General features: G+C 51.4%; 12 protein-coding genes. 4 read left to right on the top strand and 8 right to left on the bottom strand.

The genetic code is table 11. The annotated features are described in order from the left end of the window. Nucleotides 1-21: 21 nt before the first annotated feature. Nucleotides 22-360 carry a tRNA-binding protein gene (locus CRO74_RS22515; protein ID WP_097129346.1) on the bottom strand — a complete coding sequence of 113 codons (339 nt, stop codon included), beginning with the start codon at nt 358-360 and terminating at the stop codon, nt 22-24. 17 nt (nt 361-377) lie between these two features. Then, a complete protein-coding gene (locus tag CRO74_RS22510; RefSeq protein ID WP_097129156.1) occupies nt 378-2,069 on the bottom strand; it encodes a hypothetical protein in 1,692 nt (563 codons plus the stop codon). Nucleotides 2,070-2,219: 150 nt separating this feature from the next. On the opposite strand from CRO74_RS22510, the gene CRO74_RS22505 reads away from it, so the two are divergent. Both CRO74_RS22505 and CRO74_RS22500 read left to right on the top strand, forming a co-directional pair. Beyond that, on the top strand, nt 2,220-3,593 hold the full coding sequence (locus tag CRO74_RS22505; protein ID WP_097129154.1) for a PQQ-dependent sugar dehydrogenase: 1,374 nt from the start codon (nt 2,220-2,222) through the stop codon (nt 3,591-3,593). 178 nt (nt 3,594-3,771) lie between these two features. Continuing rightward, nucleotides 3,772-5,430: a hypothetical protein gene (locus CRO74_RS22500; protein WP_144035966.1), complete on the top strand. Its 1,659-nt coding sequence runs from the start codon at nt 3,772-3,774 to the stop codon at nt 5,428-5,430. A 27-nt stretch (nt 5,431-5,457) separates the two neighbouring features. On the opposite strand, the gene CRO74_RS22495 is transcribed toward CRO74_RS22500, so the two are convergent. After that, entirely contained in the window at nt 5,458-8,034 is a 2,577-nt protein-coding gene (locus CRO74_RS22495; protein ID WP_097129151.1) for a TonB-dependent receptor, read from the bottom strand. A 253-nt stretch (nt 8,035-8,287) separates the two neighbouring features. Between CRO74_RS22495 and CRO74_RS22490 the strand changes: the two genes are divergently transcribed. Then, complete coding sequence (locus CRO74_RS22490) at nt 8,288-8,803, top strand: hypothetical protein (protein WP_097129149.1); 516 nt, start codon at nt 8,288-8,290, stop codon at nt 8,801-8,803. Nucleotides 8,804-8,860: 57 nt separating this feature from the next. Here CRO74_RS22490 and CRO74_RS22485 read toward each other — a convergent pair whose 3' ends face one another. Both CRO74_RS22485 and CRO74_RS22480 read right to left on the bottom strand, forming a co-directional pair. Further along, the gene (locus CRO74_RS22485; protein ID WP_097129147.1) at nt 8,861-9,205 is read right to left on the bottom strand and encodes a winged helix-turn-helix domain-containing protein; all 345 of its coding nucleotides are present in this window, start codon (nt 9,203-9,205) and stop codon (nt 8,861-8,863) included. Between the two features lie 48 nt (nt 9,206-9,253). After that, nucleotides 9,254-11,380 carry a hypothetical protein gene (locus tag CRO74_RS22480; RefSeq protein WP_245877954.1) on the bottom strand — a complete coding sequence of 709 codons (2,127 nt, stop codon included), beginning with the start codon at nt 11,378-11,380 and terminating at the stop codon, nt 9,254-9,256. 135 nt (nt 11,381-11,515) lie between these two features. On the opposite strand from CRO74_RS22480, the gene CRO74_RS22475 reads away from it, so the two are divergent. Further along, nucleotides 11,516-11,725, top strand: coding sequence for an alkylphosphonate utilization protein (locus tag CRO74_RS22475; protein WP_097129146.1), 210 nt, complete (start codon nt 11,516-11,518; stop codon nt 11,723-11,725). 161 nt (nt 11,726-11,886) lie between these two features. Here the strand turns inward: CRO74_RS22475 and CRO74_RS22470 are convergent, their stop codons facing one another. The 3 genes from CRO74_RS22470 to CRO74_RS22460 form a co-directional block, all read right to left on the bottom strand. Beyond that, nucleotides 11,887-12,900 carry a sterol desaturase family protein gene (locus CRO74_RS22470; RefSeq protein WP_097129144.1) on the bottom strand — a complete coding sequence of 338 codons (1,014 nt, stop codon included), beginning with the start codon at nt 12,898-12,900 and terminating at the stop codon, nt 11,887-11,889. A gap of 221 nt (nt 12,901-13,121) precedes the next feature. Beyond that, a complete protein-coding gene (gene nfi, locus CRO74_RS22465) occupies nt 13,122-13,814 on the bottom strand; it encodes a deoxyribonuclease V (protein ID WP_097129142.1) in 693 nt (230 codons plus the stop codon). 59 nt (nt 13,815-13,873) lie between these two features. Then, nucleotides 13,874-15,259 (bottom strand): serine hydrolase, encoded by a 1,386-nt coding sequence (locus tag CRO74_RS22460; protein WP_097129141.1) that lies wholly within the window; start codon nt 15,257-15,259, stop codon nt 13,874-13,876. Nucleotides 15,260-15,319: the final 60 nt, after the last annotated feature.

Below are 15,319 nucleotides of genomic sequence, written 5' to 3'. Positions count from 1 at the left end.
AGGCTGAAAAAGGCGGACAAGTCAGGCGATTCGTAAGCCATTCTGCGTTGGTCGTTCGGTCTGGAGCAGGGTTACCGTGCCGTCGTCGGCAACGGCACCCAGCACCAGACATTCGCTCATGAAGGTGGCAATTTGTTTGGGCGGAAAATTCACTACCGCCACCACCTGTTTCCCGATCAGATCGTCGGGCTGGTATAGTTTCGTGAGTTGTGCGGATGTTCGTTTGGTTCCTGACTCGCCGAAATCAATGGTTAGTTTATAAGCCGGTTTGCGCGCCTGTGGAAACGCTTCAACCGCTACGACGGTACCCGCTCGAATCTCTACTTTTTCGAAGTCAGCCCAGGTTATAGACTCATTCATCAGCATTCACGGAAACATTAAAAAACAATCGAATACTGCACCGATCCGGCACCGTTTTTCATATCGATGGGTAGTAAAACTTCCTGCTTTCCGTTGCTCTGCCGCACTTTTACTTTGGCTTTGGGGTCGAAACGGATGAAGTAATTACGGTCGTTGATGGCATAGACGCCCTTGCTCACTTCCTCTGCGGTGGTACCGGCGGCTACGCGGCAGTAGGGCGTTCCATCCGGCGAGCCTTTCAGGGTCAGTCTCCGCATCAGGGCGTTACCTTCCGGGCGGATCGCATCGGTAATGGCAGCACCGGCCAGGGTGTATTCCATAGTGGGCATGCCTTGTTTATCGACCGTAAGGCCTTTGTACTGCAGGACGTTTTCGCCGAGACTATCGGGCCAGGCGGTGGCCTCGTTGGTGAGCACCATCAGGGGCGACTGGGCTGGTAGCCGGACGGGTACGCCCATTGGGCTCAGCAACTGCGGCTCTCCCCGCTCGTACCACATTTCGGTCACGTCGGCAAAATCGCCTTTCCAGGTTTGCAGCAGCGCCATCTGGTTCAGGTCGACGGTATAGTGCAATCCCTCTGGCGAACCTACCGACAGGCTGTGGGTACGTTTCGTTTTTTCGCCCGGTAACTGCACGAAGGATCGAACCAGTTCCGCTTTTGTGGTCGGCTTAACGCTTACGACCGCTACGGGGTCGGGTTCGGGAAGTGACGACAAGGAATGAAGCGGCTGCGGGCGCGTACCCACCTGCGACACGAACAGCCCTAGTCCCGGCCGGAACCAGGAGCGCGAGAAGTAGACTTCTACCGTGTGTGGCCCCGCCGTGAGGGTTGCAGTGCCGAAGCTGGGCTGACCCAGTTCCCGGTGGTCGGTCGGGATAACTTCTTTCCCGTCGATCCAGACGCCCCCAACGCCACCCCGGTTCAGCTCAAACTGATAGTCGCCCGCCTGGAGCGCGTTCAGTTTGCCCGAAAACAGGATGGAGTACTGACGAGGCTGGCCATACGACACTTCGTAGGTTAGCAGGGTAGTGGTGTCTTGTTTCAAAACTTTCTTGCTGCGGGCCTCGTCGCGGCTGGTTACGTAGCCGCCTTCAACGATGGTGTAGCTAACCGGTGTGCTCCATTGCGCCACCGTTCGGGGCGACATGACCCGGTAGCCAACGTTACGGATGGCGACCGATCCGGTCTTGGTCATAATAGTCAGCGGCCCCAGTTTGGTGTTGTTCAGCGTTTGGCTCTCACGCACCGTTACGCCGTTGAGAGCCAGTTTTTCGAGCAGCGCAGGCCGGTTGGCAGTACCGGTTTTATACCACACATCAACGGTTTGCCACAAACCGGGTGCTTTGGTGAGTCGGGCGAGTTCCTGAGTACCGGCAAACGAAATTGCCTGACCCGTTGGCAAGGTCAGCACCAGATCGGCGTTGGCCGACAGGAGAACATCGAAGCGAAGACGAAAATCATCGGTGGGTGTCAACAGCGTGAGCGGTTCGGCGGAGCCGGTCAGGATGGTGCTGCCGGGCTGGGTTCGCATGGCTGACCCATCGGCTGTTGGGGACACCGAGCCGACCAACTGCCAGCCACCGGGTCGCGTTAACTGGGCGAGCGAAACGGCGGGTAACTCTTTCTGTGCATATAGCGGCAGGGCCAGGAGCCAGCCTAGCAAGAGAAGGGTACTTTGGTTGAAAAACAAGGTAATCCGTTTAGTCATATATCGATTCATGTAGAAATGGCTACTATTGTAGTCATCAAAAATACATAAACAAGCTTGTCTACTGACAGGCAACAAAAACTTTTGTCCGCTACCTCCCGTTTACCGGGTGTTATTGCGTGCAATGCGTAATCCAAGCAACTTTTAACCATGAAAGCAATCGTACTTTTAGTTATGGCAACAACGACCTTAGCACTGGCTGGCTCCGTAGCACCGGGACCCGGCAAGTCAACAAAATCAGTTCCTGCAAAGCCCCATACGGTGTTGGCAACCCGCGCGGCCATAGCACCTGATCCGGATAATGGCGGGCTTAAACTGACAAATGGATTTCGGGCATTAGTCTTTGCGGACAACCTCGGTAAAGCCCGCCATATTGCGGTGGATAACGCCGGAACGGTGTTCGTGAAACTCGAAAAACTCAATGAAGGCAAAGGCATCGTTGAACTGATCGACGCTAATGGTGATGGACGCGCCGACGAGACCATCAAGTTGGGTAACAACACCGGAACAGGCATGGCTATTTATAATGGCTACATGTATGCCTCGTCCGACACGTCGGTGTATCGGTACAAACTGACGAATGGCAAAGTGATGGAAACGACGCCTATGGAGCCGATCATTACGGGCCTGACACTCCAACGCCAGCACGCCAGTAAGTCGATGGCTATCTCGCCGGATGGTAAGCTGTTCGTTAATTTTGGTGCCCCCTCAAACGCCTGTCAGGAAAAAGACCGGCAGAAAGGCTCCAAAGGCATGGACCCCTGCCCAATTCTGGAAGAGTACGGCGGCATCTGGCAGTTCGACGCCAACAAACTGAATCAGCACAAAGCCGATGGTAAGCGCTATGCTACCGGCATTCGTAACGCCGTTGCCCTCGACTGGAATACGGCCAACAATACGCTTTATGCGATGCAGCACGGCCGCGATAACCTGAATAACTGGGGGGGTATCTTCACCGACGAATACAGCGCCGAGTTCCCTTCCGAAGAGATGTTAATGGTAAAAGAAGGGGCGGATTTTGGCTGGCCGTACTGCTATAACAACCACGAGAAAAACCAGAAACTGCTGGCCCCCGAATACGGTGGCGATGGTACGACAGTAGACCGCTGTGCCGGAAAAGAGAAGCCGATCATGGCATTTCCGGGACACTGGGCACCCAATGACCTGCTGTTTTACACCGGCAACGCTTTCCCGGCTCGGTACAAAAACGGCGCATTTGTGTGTTTTCACGGGTCCTGGAACCGCGCTCCGCTGAAACAGGGTGGCTATTTTGTGGCGTTTATTCCATTCGGAAAAGACGGACGGCCATCGGGTAAGTACGAAGTATTTGCCGAAAACTTTGCCGGTGTGGCCGAAGAGGGCAAGCCTGGTACTAATGTCAACGCGGGTAAGCTGGACCTGGCCAGCCCCGGCGATGCCAAAGCCCGTCCGGTTGGTCTGGCTCAGGGACCAGACGGCTCCTTATACATTTCCGACTCGGTAAAAGGTAAGGTTTGGCGGGTAATGTATATGGCCAAAAAATAAGTATATGTCGTATAGGTGCTTAATAGTCAGTTAGTTATTATTCGGAATAACGAATTGGTGCTAAGTGATTTGTTATATGTTTTTTCTTTGAAAAGCGTACTCTCCGGGCAGGGTACGCTTTTTTTATGCAGGCGGGATTACATCTATTTTTGTTAAGTAGTTGTCTTAACGCTAGTTAATGAAAAATAGACTCTTTGAGGGAATAAGTTTCCTGTTGATTCTTGTGGCCATCTATATCCTAAACCATCAGCTTACGACAATAGCGGATGTGCATATGGGCGATGAAGCGTTTTACCTGTATCAGGGAATCAGCAATTTTCGTCTGGGACTGCAAACCGACTGGGGACCGGCTTATTCGCTCTGGTATAAATTCCTCTCCTTCTTCCAGCCGGATACCATTCGGCTGTACTACCTGAATATGTTTCTGATGTCGTCGCTATCGACGATTGTTTTGTACGTGGCCCTCCGTGTTGCCCAATTTCGCTGGTACTGGGCGCTGTACTGTACGCTGGCGTTTCACTTTTCCCCGATAAATTTTCCGGAGGGTGTCAAGGTATCTATCCTGCTCTTTCTGCTGACCCTGCTGGTGTTTATTATGAGTGCCCGTTACCTGCGGCAACGGCTTCATCTAGCTTGCGCCCTGCTTACCCTCACGTATAGTGTGTTTGCGTATTTCCGACCGGAATATGTAGTGCCATTTGGGGTGTGTTTTGTCCTTTTTATTGGCGCTACGTTCTGGTTCAGGCAGTCATTTTATTTGGTTGCCGGGATTGCAGCGGTCGTTTTACTGCTTTTTTTTGGAGTAGGAAGCCCTCTGTCGGAGAAAGGGGAAAAGGCCTTCAAACAGGATTTTTCGTACAATTACACCATGCGTCATCCCGAAGACGCGCGGCTGCATGAGTATAATAACTGGGTCGATTCGGAGGTGATGTCGCAGCTTATTTTTGGCGAACGGGTGAGTGGGTTGAGTAATGCTTTGATCAGGCATCCTAAACTTGTTCTTGGCGATCACCTGCTGCCAAATATGTATAACCTGAGCGTGCAGCTTATCAGTATCCTTGGCACCTATTTTACTCCGCTTACATACCTGCGGGGGGTGTCGGCTCTCGAACCTTTACTGTATCGGAAACTAACCTGGCTTTTGCTGATGGCGGGCTTCCTGGCAGCGGTGTCTATCCGTAAAACGGCGCGTGTTGCCGCCCAAAGGGTGCTGGATAATCCGTGGCCGTACATCGTGGCAATCACGGCGGTTATTGCCCCCGTTGCTAGTTCGATCTATTCTATGGGTATCAAAATCCGCTACCTGCCGCCCTTTTACTTTTTTATTCCGGTGGTGGTGGGCGCATTGCTGGTGAGTATTCAGCTACGCCCCTGGCTGAGCCAGCGTATACCTGCTCCTAAACCGGTAAGCCCGCTCGTGCGGGCTGTATTGACATTACTATTTGTACTTGGTGTGGGGGGCTGGATGTTCCAGGAATCGCAACAGCAGACGCCAACCCGTGCAATAGACAGGAAATTGATTGAGTATACCCGGCAACTGACCGCTTCCGTAACCGATAGGGATCGTATACGGATGTTCGAAAATCCGGATGCGTTGACTACTTATCTTGGCGGTGTTGCCATCGCTTACGAACGCTATAAACGAAATTCCGATTTCCATGAATTCGTTAAGCAGAACGACATTAACCTCATCATCTTTAGGCCGGAGATTATGCATTATTATAGAAATGATACCAGTATGCAACGGTTTATCGAACATCCTCCCCAGGCATTTATCCGTAAACTTGGCTTTTACCCAAATACCTATACACTCGTTCGTCAGGATTTGCTGAAGTAGTGTTGGCTGTCGTACCGACGGTCGGCACTACAGCGCCGTCGCTATGACAGTAACGTAGTAAAACCCACCCACACCCGGGCCAGCGGTGAAGGTGGTATACGGGCGGTTCAGCAAATTGGTGCCGCCAAGTTTAATGGCAATAGGGGCAGGGGTGCGGGTGGAGCCTGGCAGCGTATAACTGAGTTGCGCATCGAAGGTGTTAATGGGGGGTACAACGCCCGTAGCCAGTGCCGACTGCCACAAAAACGAACTCTGGTATTTGTAGTTCACGGAAAATCCCACGTTTTGCCATAGTGCCTGATTCGAGATACCCAGGTTTAAAATCCATTTCGGGGTGTTAAACGCTTCTTCCAGCCCATCGCCCTGATCGGTGCGGGCAAGCCGGGCCAGGGAGGCATTGCCCGAAACAACCCAACTTCGACCTGCCGAATACCGTAAACCCAGGCTGGAACCGTAGTTATAAACCGTTGTGCTGGAGTTTGTCCAGAGTCGGTAGCGGTCCTGCTGGCTGCGGTCGGCAAGGTAATAGGCCAGCGAGTCCGGGTTCTTGCCTCTGGGAATGTTGGCTTCTACCTGAGCAATGAAATGCTGGTAGCTGTTGTAGTAAAAATCGATGTCTACGTACAGTTTTCTGGTAAAAAATAACCCTTTATAGCCTACCTCAATGCTGTTGACCTGCTCGGGTTTCAGATAGGTGTAGGTGTTTGGCCTAAGTAGCCCTTTGTTCTTCTGGATAGCCTGTTCAGTCGTTAGCTTATTCGTATTGACGTCGGCGTTGATGGCGGCCTGGAACGCATCAATGGACGTGCGGAAATACGAGCGCTCAAAAATCCCCTGCGACATGATCTTCAGCCCGCCAACGCGCTTTACTCCGCCTGAATTGACATTGGAAAAGGCTTCGAACAACGACGGAAACCGGTAGCCCGTTTGGTACGAAGCCCGAAAGTTGTGGTTCTCGACGGGCGAATACACGAGCGAGATACGTGGGTTTATCCGTGCGTTGAAATACCGGTTTTTATCGACCCGAAAGGAGCCGCGCAGGTTAAGTTTATCGCCGAATAACGACCGCGATGCCTGCACAAAACCACCCGTTTTATCATAGATCAGGTTATGGTCGGTCGACTGGTCGGGGTTGATAAAGTAGTTGCCATCGGGATAAACGGCATACCGCCGGTAGTCGAATCCGGCCAGTAGATCAATGCCGGTTTTCTGTTTGAAGCCCGACCATAAAACCCGCGTGGGCTCCACTTGTCCCTCCACATGATACAGCCACGATCTCACGCGCAAAGCCGCGCCAATGTCCCAGTTGTTGATGTCGCGGAGGGTAGCAACCTGCTCATTGAACGCAGCGGTACCCGGTTGTGGGCGACCGGCATCGGCTTGTGTACGAGCCTGGCGCAGGGCATCGGTTACGGACTGCCCGATTGCTGTACTGGCGGTGAACTGGTTCGTAAAATCGGCAAACCACTGGGTATCGCTTTTGTAGGATCGGTCGATGTTTTCGGCCATCGACCGGATATTATACGAGTTGCCCGTGTTCTCGCGGCTTCGATAGGCTCGAACTTGCACCGAGGGCGATTCTAGCGTCAGGCCATGCTGATCCAGCACGTAATTATCGAGCCGGAAGCGGTTGGTGCGTTGGTATACGTTATCGAGCGTGGCCGCTTTGTATCGGTAAGAAACCGTCAGGGTGGGCTTGATTCGCCAGAAAACAGCTATGTCGCCCCGCAGATTTCGAAGGCTCAAATCCGTAATGTCATTCTCAAAATAACCCGTTCGGGATACCACGTATTTTTTGCCCCCAATAGTCAGTGTTCGGCGGTTGGCCGACTCATCGCCGTAGTTATTGACCAGATCGCTGCCGGGATTGCCGGTGCCGGTCAGGCCGAGCGATGTATTGGCGTTTGGGTTCAGGTCGGTGGCGTTGCGGGCAATCCAGTCATAACCTTGCTGATACGTGAGATTAACTTTAACGGCTAATCGCGAGCCTATCCGCCGGGCATACCGCAGACTGGTTTCGCTGAACATTTTTGCCGACGAAAGAGCATCATTAACGTGGTTGACACCCGTCTTCTGGCTAACGCTCAGGCCCGTTGATGTAAACGGGTCTTTGGTAATCAACTGAACCAACCCGTTCAGAGCGTTGAGACCATATAATGCCGAAGCCGCCCCCGGCACAATTTCCATACGCTGAATGTCCAGATCCGACGGAGCCAATGCGTTGGCAATAGGTGCCCCAATGTGCGGAGCCTGATTATCCATGCCGTCTACGAGTTGCACAAACCGCACATTGGTCGGGTTCGCAAATCCCCGCGTGTTGTATACTTTAAATCCCAGACTTGGGGTCAACAACTGAACACCTTTGAGGTTTTCGATGGCGTCGAAATACGATGGCTGGGCGGAGAGACGGATTTGCCGCGCGTCGAGAAAGTCAATGCTTACGGGTGACTTAAGCACATTTTCGGGGATGCGTGAGGCTGTAACGACAATTTCGTTGAGCTGAATTTTACGTAACGAATCCTTCGGGCTGATGGTACTGTCGGGCAAAATACCGGCTTGCCCGTACAGATGATAACTAACAAGAATCAAAGAAAGGTGTTTCATGGCGAGCGCTATTTCCGAATAAATATAACGACCGATATGTTTCCAGGAAAATAACGATTATTGCGCTTTTTCGAAAATCGATAGTACGGACCTATTCGTAGTTATATCCGGTATGTAAGGCCGACCGAACAGAAGGGTGTTACAGAGAGCGACTATTTTAAAAAAAATGTCCGAAAAGGCTGAAATACAGGATGAATAGTAAAAAGTTAAGTATAGTTTTATAGATTTGTATACACAACTAATAGACTAATAAATGGAAGCCACACCATCAATAGATGTATTATTGGAAAATTACATATTACATGTTGCTGATAAGTACATTGTAGGACTGTCTCCGGAAAATCAAACAAGGCTTATTAAGCTAGTGAATCAGATTGGGAAGCTGCCTGCTGACGCGGGTGCGACAACCGATCGCCCGAATGAAATGGCTGACAAACGGTTGGTGAATAATCTTTTTAGTGGTTTGGAAGAGCAATGGATGGATGCTTTAGCCAGCCCGGCTGCTCTCACCAAGAAGCCGGTTTTATCAGAACTAACAGTGGAGCTTCTTCAGCGCACACTCGTACTGAACCAGCGAGAGATCGAGGCTACCCTGTTGTGCATTAAACGAATGGCTGAACTTATTGCACGCGCTGAAACGACTTGTCATGCATCTGGTCAGCAGGACAAACTGATTCAACATTACCGGACTGTTCAGGACGGTTATACCGCTCGCTTAGAGCAGCTGAAATCATTTGAGGGAAGAAGGACGCGTTCGCTATGCCTGTAACGTAATAAAGTAGAGCATGGGGCTGGCAGGTGCGGGCATTGGCCTGTGCCAGCCTTCTCAGGGTAAATTCGCCAACTCGTCGGCCAGAAACTTCTGAAACCGTTCCTGTAGCCCCCGGTAGTGATTGAGGTATTTTTCGCCTTCGGCCGTTACCAGAGTGCCCCCGCCTTTTTCGCCCCCCGTTTGCGTTACCACCAGTGGCGTGCTGGCCTGGATGTTCATCGAATGGACCATTTCCCAGGCTCGTTTGTACGACATGTTCATGGCTTTAGCGGCCTGATTAATGGAGCCGGTACGCTGAATATGGCCCAGTAATTCCAGTCGCCCGATACCCATGAAGCGTTCGGGTGTGTCGTTCGAAAGTGTTTCAAGCCAGATGCGGCCGTTGATGCGGAGGTTCATGCCGGAAACAAACAGTTTGTTTGAGAGGGCTAAAGTACAACGGATAAATTAGTTCACGACGCGCTTTACCCCTAATCGTCCAAAGGCTCTCTTAAGTCTTAACAGCTCCTTATTCTTCAGACTGATCGAATCTTTAGCCTGTTGCCCAATGCTCCGGGCTACGCTGTCGGACATGAACCAGCCGAGCGGGTATTTTTCGTTGTAAGCCAGTCGGAGGGCCAGGTAGTTGGTTTTGGGGTTGGTAAACCGATCCATGAACGAGTTGAACATATTGTCGCGGGTGACGGAGCCATTGTCCCACGAATTTAAAAACGCCAGTAACGGAATCTGTATTTCCTGCAAAATAGACCGCTTGTGTGGCAGATTGCCAATGGGGTTGCTGTTTTGAATAAAAAGAACGTACGGAATGATGGTAACCCGGTCTGCCGTGTCGAGCCGACGAATGGACGGTATGAGGTTGTTCAGCAACTGAATACAGGTTTCAACGCCCGAGTTATCGAAATAGCCGCCATCGACCACGTGGCCGCCGTACTGTTGGTTACGTCCATTGATCAACATGGTATCTTTCTGAATCAGTCCGCCATTGGTTACGATCGGGAAGCGGCTACACAGGGAGGCCGCCGTCTTAAGCGGGACATCGGTGCCCAGCACATCCAGCGTAGAGACTACATTTTTGAAATAGCGCGCATCCAGTTTCAGATTTGACGTGATGATTTTCTGTCCCGATTCGGCCAGAGTTCCGTTGAGCAGCAGCGAGGGCAGGTTGTAATTATAGCCCGACCGTGTCTGGTACAACTGCGTCAGCGATGAGTCGAGGGTAGATAGCTTTAGGTTGGTGTAATAGGAACCCGCCCAGGAATCTTCGAGCCACTTGGCGCGTTCCAGCGCGGGTATTGGAAACGGCACCAGTCGCTGGACGGATTCGGGAAATAACAGGGCCGACGATACGCCCGACAGGTAATCATCCCGAATTACTTTCCGAAATTGTTCGAAAGAGCGGGCACGGTCTGCCTCCGCAAAGTCGCGCAGGAAGGCCGTATAAAAAACCGTTCCAACGCCCCCGCCCGATACGCCACTCAGCGCGTACACATGCCGACTGAAGCCCGGAATGATGGAGTCGAGCCGGATGAGCGTCTCGGCCGTCCAGTTCAGGGCACGGATGCCCCCACCTTCGGCGGCTACCAGCACCAGCGGAATGGTGTCGCCATCTTCCTGCCTTCGGGCGTCCACCCACCGGGCAAAGTGCGCATCGACGGTGGGTCGTTGCGAAATGGGCGAGACCCCTATTCCCGTTGCCTGCCGAACCGCCGTATTGTCGTTGAACGCACTGATGAGAATCAGGTAGCCCAGCGTTATCAGCACGAGTGGCCGGTACCGGTAGTCATTGAAATACACCATAACGCTTCCCCAGAAGGTGTACATCGTAATACCGAAGATGATAATCGCCGTTGGTCGCAGCCGCTGGGCCAACTCCCATTGAACAGGCAGGCTAAAGAACGCAATCAGAAACAGCGTCAGTACAACGCCCGTTCGGATCACCAGCCGCCCAAGTGGGTGCCGCCACAATTCCCGTATGTCCTGTTTGAAATTGGTGTACCGGTCAGAAAAGTGCCAGCGGTCGGGTAGGGCAAATACGGACACGTTTTGTTCTACCCAACTAAACTGGACCAGCATCAGGCCACTTTCGAGAATAAGCAGGTACGGTTGCCATTGGTCTGGTGTCCAGAAGGCGTAGGCCAGAATGAGGGCTGGAATTATCCCGCCAACTTTCGGAAGCCATCGGAGCAATACGTCACATTCGTTATTGATCCGAAGGCCAACCGGCGAAATATGCAGGATCATGCGCGTACAGCCATACACGAACCAGCTCCAGACGAGCGTACTGAGCAATATGTACTGGAACAGGCGGTGAAAAACGCCATCGTCGATCACCGCATGGATCATGTCGGCTGCCTGGTCAGGAACGGTCAGAATATAGAGCGAAAGAAGCAGCGTAATGATAATGACAAAGGCGTTCCGCTGCGTCTGGTAAAACGCGATGGTGTAATTTCTGAGGTGCTCTGAAAAAGACGGCGGACTACTCGGCTGCACAGGAAACAGGATTGAATCGTCAATTGATGGAATGTACTCGTTTGCCGTTTTTCGGCGACGGGAACATTCGTTAAGTTCTAACAAAATCTATTCATATAACGTCTGTAGCCTCAATTCTGGTTATACTTTTCAGCCCATAGTTTCTTCGCCCGGCTCTTCATCGAACCCGCCATTTTCTTTTGTGTATCTTTGCGGAAAACCACCAGCTACATAACCTGAATGGACGCAAAAGACAGCAACGGAACAATCCTGGCCGAAGGTGATTCGGTAAAGTTGATCAAGGACTTAAAAGTAAGAGGGTCGTCGGCTACCCTGAAACGGGGAACGCTTGTCAAGAATATTCGACTCACCGACGATGCCGAAGAAATTGAAGGCAAAGTTGAGAAAACGGTAATGGTGCTGAAAACGATGTTTCTGCAGAAGGTATAATATATACAGAGGGCTGACGGGTTAAGGGGTCAAATGCCATATCTCCAAGATATGGCATTTGACCCCTTAACCCGTCAGCCTAAATCCGCCCGCCTGCCCGGCGCGCATTCCAATCAATTGATTAAGTAACGTATTACGCCGGCCGGTAGGAATACCTTACCTCAAGCCCTTTTGTCGAAGCTAAGCTCCTGCTGGTTCTCCCGGATATACTGGGCCTTGACAACTGTAGCGGTTTTATGATCGCCGGTATGGCTCCAGCCTGGAGGCATAAAGATGTAGAGGAGTTTATTTTTAAGACCCGGCGCTCTGTAAACATCCTTACCCAGAGCGACAATCTCGCCAAAATAAGCATCCAGAAAATCGCCTTTTTTCATGGGGCGGCTAATGCCGTATTCGATGTCCACCGTTGTTTTTTCATCCTGTAAGGTACCAAAGGCTCTATCCCATATGTTGAGGAGATTACAAAAGTTGGTGTCCATATACAGTGGATTGCGGGCATGATGGACGCGGTGATGCGATGGTGTAAGAATAACTCTATTCATAACGCCCAGCCGCCCGTCTTTAAGCAGATTCTCGCCAATATGAATAAACGATCCCCAGGTTCCGTCGATGAACATGATGAGGAACAGCAAGGGAGGGTTTACGCCCAGCAAAATACAGATGGTGGTTCGGATGATATCGGCATAGGGCGCTTCCAGAAAAAAGTGCGCGTAGGTTACGGAGAGGTTCATGTATTCCGGCGCGTGGTGGGTAGAGTGCAGGCACCAGAAAAGCCGAACTTTATGCCCGAAATAATGATAGACAAAATGGGCCAGCTCCCAAACTACGTACCCGTAAATAAACCAGTACCAAGTAAGCGAGGTTTTGATAAGTGCATAAGGCTCGAACAGCCCAATACAGAAAGCAACCATAGCAATCGACAGGAAGCTGGAAATAAAGCGGTTCAGAATATAGGTGAACACAGAAATCTTGTACTGATGATGCGAGTAACGCCGGTAAAACAGTCCGCGAATGATCTCAATCAACAGAAGTACCGGAACGACCGGTCTTAAAAAAGCCTGAATACCTTTCTGAGTGAGCAGTGCTTCGTAGTTCTGTGTGTGGATGATTTTCCAAAGTTGGTCAAACCCCCAGAAGCCGGTAAATTCGTTGTAAAGGGTCTCGAAAATATTCATAATGTACAGCCGGTTACCGATAGGAATAAGTTGGTATCTATTGCGCTACTGAATCAGGTAAATGCCCGCCCGGCAGTACCCAAACAAAATAAACAGTTTTTGCGCGTATTTATACCGTTCCTTACCGATAAAACGCCATACGTAGCCCTAAAACGAATGAGCATTCACTCTTCGTAAAGATTGGCTGATCGGTGCGTTGTGGCCCTGCCTCATCGTGTTTATTAACTGGCAAATACACGTTCGCCCCGCCGAATGGCATTCACCAGATTATGCGCCCTCCGGGTGGGCTCGGGAATTCGGTAGCCGCCATTGGTAGCTAGCGTCAGGGAAATAGCCGTTTCCAGATCAATTAAATGGCCGGGCGATATATAGACCGGGTTGACTTTGTTCTTTGTCCGCAACGCAGCTCCAATCACTTCATTGTAATGCCTCATCGGTGACCAGTTACCGCGTTCCAGTGCCGGTTCGTCGTACCTGCCCACCAGCACCGATTTTCCGCAGCCAAACGTCGGTCGGTTCAGGAACAGGCCCGCGTGCGAAGCAATCCCGATCCGGCGCGGGTGGGCCGTGCCGTGGCCATCGAACATCACTACGTCGGGTTCAATCTTGAGTTTCTGCCAGGCTTCGAGCAGAGACGGAATCTCGCGAAACGACAGCAGACCTGGAATATATGGGAACGGGGCGGTGCTCACCACGCCCGTTTCTTCGATGGTTTCGAGCGTATCGAGCCGCAACACCACAATGCCCGCGTAAACGGTTTCTTCAAATTTATTGAACGAAATGTCGCAGCCCGCAATGGTCTGGGCCGGTTTCGTTAACGGTTCAATCCGAATCTGCGTGCGCAATTGATTTTGCAGCGAGACGGCTTCGGCAGGAGAGACGTTCCAGTCGTGGAGGGGTTGGTAGTTGGCCATTTGGATACCTAACTAATATCCAATAAAACGGTTTGACTGAACCCGTCACAATTGCCCGGCTACGGTGCTGTTTGGGGCGTTAACGGAAGCTTTCTGACCGTTACGTCAATCCCATTTCCATGAACGACGGCTTTCGTAACCTGGCCTTTTCTATCCCGTTGAAATAGCCATTGCTCGTTAAAAGCTTTCAGGAAAAAGCTGTCTTCGGACTGAGCAAACAACTCAATTCGGGGCTCATCAGTCGCCTGAACAAACAGTTTACCGTTCTCCAGAGAAACCGTCAGAATTCGGTCGGGGACTATTTTGGGGTCGACCCGGTACCGACCGACGTATGGCTGAAGGGCAGTTTCCGGGAGGTTTATTTCCGTCCGTTGCTGCCAATTACTATACGGCTTTTTTAACAAAATGGCTGTCAGGGCCATACCGGTGGGGGTTAATGATTCGCCATAGTGGCCGGAGTTTTTCAGGAGTATAATGGTAATGTCGTCATCAGGATAATAGACAAAGCTGGACATGAAGCCCGGATAACCGCCATCGTGCCCAACATAGTGTCTCTTGAGGTGTCTACCCGTCATCCAGCCATACCCATAGTTGTTTAGTCGGGGTATAAATGCCTGTTTCCACGAATCGGCGGAGAGGAGTTGCCGGGTTGCCACGGCTCGACCCCATCTATACAGATCACCGGCAGTGCTGTACATGGCCCCTGCTGCGTAAGCTACTGTCGAATCAAAATGCGGGTAAGGCGATTGATAGGTTGTCGTGAGGGTGTCATAGCCCTGCGCTCGGGCGCTGGCAGGCAGGTTCAGATAATCAAAACCGGAATGAGCCATGCCCAGTGGTTTGAAAATCATCTCCTGAACGGCGTGCTCATACGGTTTGCCGGTTACTTTTTCGATTACCAGTCCCAGCAAAAAATAGCCGGAGTTACAATAGGCAAAGGTTGCCCCCGGCTTAAAGGCCAATGGTCTGTTTTTGAAAAAGTCCACTACCTGTTGTTTCCCCACAGGATGGCAAACGATGGCTGAATCCTCTTCGTCGATCAGCGACATATAATCGAACAGGCCGGACGTATGTGTCAGCAGGTGGTCAATCGTAATGGAATCGCCCTTGGGAAAGTCGGGAAAATAGGTCGTGAGTTTATTATGTACAGACAGTTTGCCCTGTTCCTGAAGCAGGAGAATTACTGTGGATGTAAAGGTTTTGGTAATCGACAGAATGGGGAAGCGGGTGATGGTGTCATTGGGTGTCTGACGAGCTGCGTTACTTAGCCCATACGCTTTGTGGAGGAGGGTGTTACCTTTCTGTGCCACCAGCGCCACACCCGTAAACTGATCCATCTGGTGGGCCGAGGTCAGGTATTCGTCTAATTTCTGGGATAGCGGTTGAGCTAGCAGGCCGGTTGTAACGGCCAAAAAGCTAATAAGGGTGAGGAGCAGAGGTTTCATTGTTCGTTGGTTTGAACCCAAAACAACTGGAAAACAGTGCGTCAATCTACTCAAATCCAG

It is taken from the genome of Spirosoma fluviale (assembly GCF_900230225.1).
Taxonomy (GTDB): domain Bacteria; phylum Bacteroidota; class Bacteroidia; order Cytophagales; family Spirosomataceae; genus Spirosoma; species Spirosoma fluviale.
The sequence above is the reverse complement of the archived record's forward strand: the minus strand, read 5'-3'. Positions and strand labels throughout refer to the sequence as shown.